The sequence below is a fragment of the Mycobacterium sp. 1245852.3 genome (assembly GCF_001669335.1).
Lineage (GTDB): Bacteria > Actinomycetota > Actinomycetes > Mycobacteriales > Mycobacteriaceae > Mycobacterium > Mycobacterium europaeum_A.
The window spans coordinates 1-3813 of sequence record NZ_LZLL01000424.1 but is presented as its reverse complement, the minus strand read 5'-3'; the positions used below and the strand labels follow the sequence as shown (position 1 = coordinate 3813).

Sequence of the window (3813 nt, the reverse complement as noted above, 5' to 3'; positions counted from 1 at the left end):
GACGCGGAGGGGATAACGGAGGCGGACACGGCCGAAACGGCCACGCCCGACGCTGCGAGAACTACTGCGGAACCAAGAGTGCGAACGATGCGACGTGCGATCATGGCGTCGAAAGTGCCCATGCAAGCCCCTCCCAAAACTGTCAACTTGCCAACCATTTCGTGCTGATTTCCTATGTACCGGAGCGCAGCGACAGGGGTGGATAGCGGCGGCGTCGCCGCGATCGAACCGACGCCACCATTGCGCAGTCGGGTTGCCTACAAAAAACACTTTAAGCGGTCGTTTGGTGTTGTCCATTCAGGGTAGCCGGTCACGTGCGAGTACCAGATTCGGCACTCACTCTCTGAGAGGTGACGACATGGCAACGGGTGAAACGGGTTTCGACGACGTAACCTTCGATCTCATTTCGATTCAATACCACTCGCTGAAGGCCGGGCACGATTACGGCCAATATGTGCGAGACGCGAAGAATGCCGGCTTGGATGACGTCGCGTCCTTCTTCAGCGACGTGATGGCTCAGGACTCCGAGCGCGCCAGGCGATGCCACGAGTTCCTGGGTCAGCTGCAGGGAACAGCTGCGGCCGGACCGGCCACATGATAAGAAACCGATAGTCGCCAGGGTTCCGCCCTGAGCTAAGTCGCCGGCACCGATTGCGACCCGCCGTCGCGTAATCGCTGGCGGTGCGGCCGTTTACGCAGTTGACGGCCGTATTTCCCGTTCTGATAGACCCGTCGATGAGTTACCGCGGATGTGTCGGCAAGGTCACATACCGGCAAAGCTCGGATGCGTGCGGCGTGGCGGCCTATTAGAGTTACGTATCTTAGGGAAAGCTTATGATTCGTTAAGTACGGAAACAGGTACGGAGCAACGCTGTGGACACGGACCGTTTCGACGCAATCATCGTAGGTGCGGGTTTCGGCGGCATCGGTGCCGCTATTCAGCTCAAGCGCCTCGGGTTTGACAACTTCGTCATCCTCGAGCGCGAGGACGACTTGGGTGGCACCTGGCACGTCAACCACTACCCGGGCATCGCCGTCGATATCCCGTCGACCACTTACTCGTACTGGTTCGAACCCAAGCCGGACTGGTCACGGCTGTTTGCGCCCGGGGCTGAGGTCAAGCAGTACGCGGTGGACGTCGCCGACAAATACGACGTGCGCCGTCACATGCGTTTCAGCACGACGGTGGAAGGCGCCCAGTGGGATGAGGACGCCGCGGTGTGGCGGGTGGCGCTGGCCGGCGGCGAAACGCTGACGACCCGTTTCCTGATCACGGCTACCGGGTTCCTGTCCCAGCCCCGCATGCCGGACATCCCGGGCATCGCGCGCTTTGCAGGCAAGGTGGTCCACACCACCGCCTGGGACCACGACTACCGCTATGAAGGACGGCGTGTCGCGGTCATCGGGACCGGCGCGTCCGCGGTACAGGTCATTCCGGAGCTGGCCAAAGAAGCCGCAGAGCTGACCGTCTACCAGCGCACCGCGACCCACGTGATACCCAAGTTCGACTTCGAGTTCTCCCCGGCGGTGCGGCGCCTATTTGCGCGGGTGCCGGCTGCGCAGCGGGCGCTTCGTCGGGTGAGCGACGTCATCCTCGAGATCATCATGGTGGTGGGGGCGCTGCACTTTCGGGAGTCGCGGGGGAGGGGGAACATCTCGGCCTCCGATTTGGCCAAGATCAGTCGATTCCGGTGGATCCGGGACAAGGAACTGCGAGCCAAGCTGACGCCGGACTATGACCTCGGTTGCAAGCGGCCCACCTTCTCCAACAGCTTCTACCGCGTGTTCACCAAGCCGCACGTGCACCTGGAGACCACCTCGATCGAGCGGATCGAGCCCGACGGCATCGTGACCACCGACGGGCGCAAGACGGTCATCGACACCCTGGTCCTGGCGACCGGTTTTGATCTGTGGGAGGCCAACTTCCCGGCCATCGAGGTGGTCGGCCGCAAGGGCCGCAATCTGGGCAAGTGGTGGCGAGAGACCAGGTTCCAGTCCTATCAGGGTGTCTCCATGCCCTACTTCCCGAACTACCTGGGACTGGCAAGCCCGTTCGCCTTCTCCGGACTCTCCTTCTTCCACACCATCGAATACCAGATGCGGCACATGGACAGGTTGCTCGGCGAGGTCAAGCGTCGCGGTGCGACGACCTTCGAGGTGACCGAAGAAGCCACCGACCGATTCATGGAACGGATGACCAAGCGGCTGGACAATTCGGTGTTCTACGCCGGAAACTGCGCGACGTCGCGTTCGTACTACTTCAGTCCCAGCGGTGAGGCGTCGCTGCTGCGGCCGACGTCGACACTCAACTCGGTGCGCGAGGCCGGAGCCTTCCCGCTCAGCGACTACGTGATCGCCTAGCCCTCAGTGGTGCGCGGATCCGATCAACGGTTGTCCGTTGGCGGATTGCAAGAGGCAGATGACGGTGCTCGGGGTGGGGTTGGCGCCGGTGCGGTCTTGATTCGAGTCGATGAGATAGGTGATCGAAAACCGGCTACTGGCAGCGGGTTGGCCGGTATACGGGGCTAACCCGGCCGCGCAATCGCGGTTGGCTACGGTGGCGATTGCGGCGTCGACGGCCATCGGAGCGCGCAGATACACCTCGGCTAAATGCGCTGTCGCACAGTCGACTACGGTGACGTTGACGCGGCTCCCGTCGGCCGGCGGCAGGTCGGCGACGCATTCACCGGCCTGCAGGTCGATCCACTTCTCGGTATGCGAGCCCGGCTGCAAGGGGGTTGCGGCGGCCATGGCGCACGAACCCAGCATTGCCACGGCGGTCAGCCCGAACATCGTGTGAAGGCGTGAAATCCGCATCGCAGCCTCCTTTGCCCCATCCCTTAGCGGTGGAGTTTAGGGCGTATTGGTCAGCGCCGGGTCCGGTTTTTCCGACGACATCGACAGGAATCCGCGCAGGCACCGCGCGCCCAGCCACCAATTCGCCGGCTTCTTCATGTCCAGACCGCCCAGGAGCTGCTTGATCATGGTCAACGTGTCGAAGTAAATGCGTTCGCAGACAAGCGTTTCGGTGTCGTCGAAAACGAAGTACGCGGTCATGCGGACCCGGAACCGGCTACCGGTGGGCGGCACCCTGCCCAGATAACCCCGGTGCGTGCCCATCAGCCAGAACTCCACGATCACCGCGTCGGCGCTGTGGCGCAGCGCGATGATTTCGTGGTCCTGGTCGGGAAATGCGGTCCGCGTGTAAGCGTAGTACTCGCGCACCGCCGCATCGCCGTCGTGCACCAGCATCTGGGGGATCAGCTCGTAACGCGGATGCGGGAAGGTCGACAAGACGTCATCCCAGGCGTGACGGACCTCGTCGTGGAAGTGGTCGAGCACGAGTTTCTGGCGGGCGGCCAGCACCTCAGGGGCGGGAAACGCGGGAATGGTCACGCCGATCAGCGTAAGCCCCGAACTGATAGCGCATGCGCTATCGCTTTGGTCAAGGTGATATTGCCTTGGGGCAGAGGCCAACTCGGTGTGGGTCTACCGCGGCGGTGTCCACGCCACCGGCAGCGATTTGATGCCGTGGATGAACTGCGACAACAGCCGTGCGGGCTCGTCCGTCGCGACGATGTCCGGTATCTCGCGCCGCAATTCGTCGAAGACGACCCTGATCTCACGGCGAGCCAGGTTGGCGCCCAGGCAGAAATGGGCACCGCCACCGCCGAAGCCGAAGTGCGGGTTGGGCGTGCGCGCCACGTCGAAAACCCAGGGATTCTCGAACGTCGACTCGTCGCGATTGGCCGAGTTGTACCACAGCGTGGCCTTATCGCCGGCCTTCATTTTGGTGCCGCTGAGTTTGAAGTC

General features: G+C 62.8%; 5 protein-coding genes. 2 read left to right on the top strand and 3 right to left on the bottom strand.

The annotated features are described in order from the left end of the window. The first annotated feature begins 358 nt into the window (after nucleotides 1-358). Together A9W96_RS18850 and A9W96_RS18845 are read left to right on the top strand one after the other, a co-directional pair. A complete protein-coding gene (locus A9W96_RS18850) occupies nucleotides 359-598 on the top strand; it encodes an acyl carrier protein (protein ID WP_066869715.1) in 240 nt (79 codons plus the stop codon). A gap of 275 nt (nucleotides 599-873) precedes the next feature. Beyond that, entirely contained in the window at nucleotides 874-2361 is a 1488-nt protein-coding gene (locus A9W96_RS18845) for an NAD(P)/FAD-dependent oxidoreductase (RefSeq protein WP_067142017.1), read from the top strand. Nucleotides 2362-2364: 3 nt separating this feature from the next. Here the strand turns inward: A9W96_RS18845 and A9W96_RS18840 are convergent, their stop codons facing one another. The 3 genes from A9W96_RS18840 to A9W96_RS18830 all read right to left on the bottom strand — a co-directional run. Continuing rightward, nucleotides 2365-2817 carry a hypothetical protein gene (locus A9W96_RS18840; RefSeq protein WP_066882316.1) on the bottom strand — a complete coding sequence of 151 codons (453 nt, stop codon included), beginning with the start codon at nucleotides 2815-2817 and terminating at the stop codon, nucleotides 2365-2367. Nucleotides 2818-2853: 36 nt separating this feature from the next. Further along, nucleotides 2854-3396 carry an ester cyclase gene (locus A9W96_RS18835; protein WP_066882318.1) on the bottom strand — a complete coding sequence of 181 codons (543 nt, stop codon included), beginning with the start codon at nucleotides 3394-3396 and terminating at the stop codon, nucleotides 2854-2856. A gap of 93 nt (nucleotides 3397-3489) precedes the next feature. Beyond that, nucleotides 3490-3813: cytochrome P450 (locus tag A9W96_RS18830; RefSeq protein WP_156765314.1), on the bottom strand; the 324-nt coding region annotated here is incomplete at its 5' end.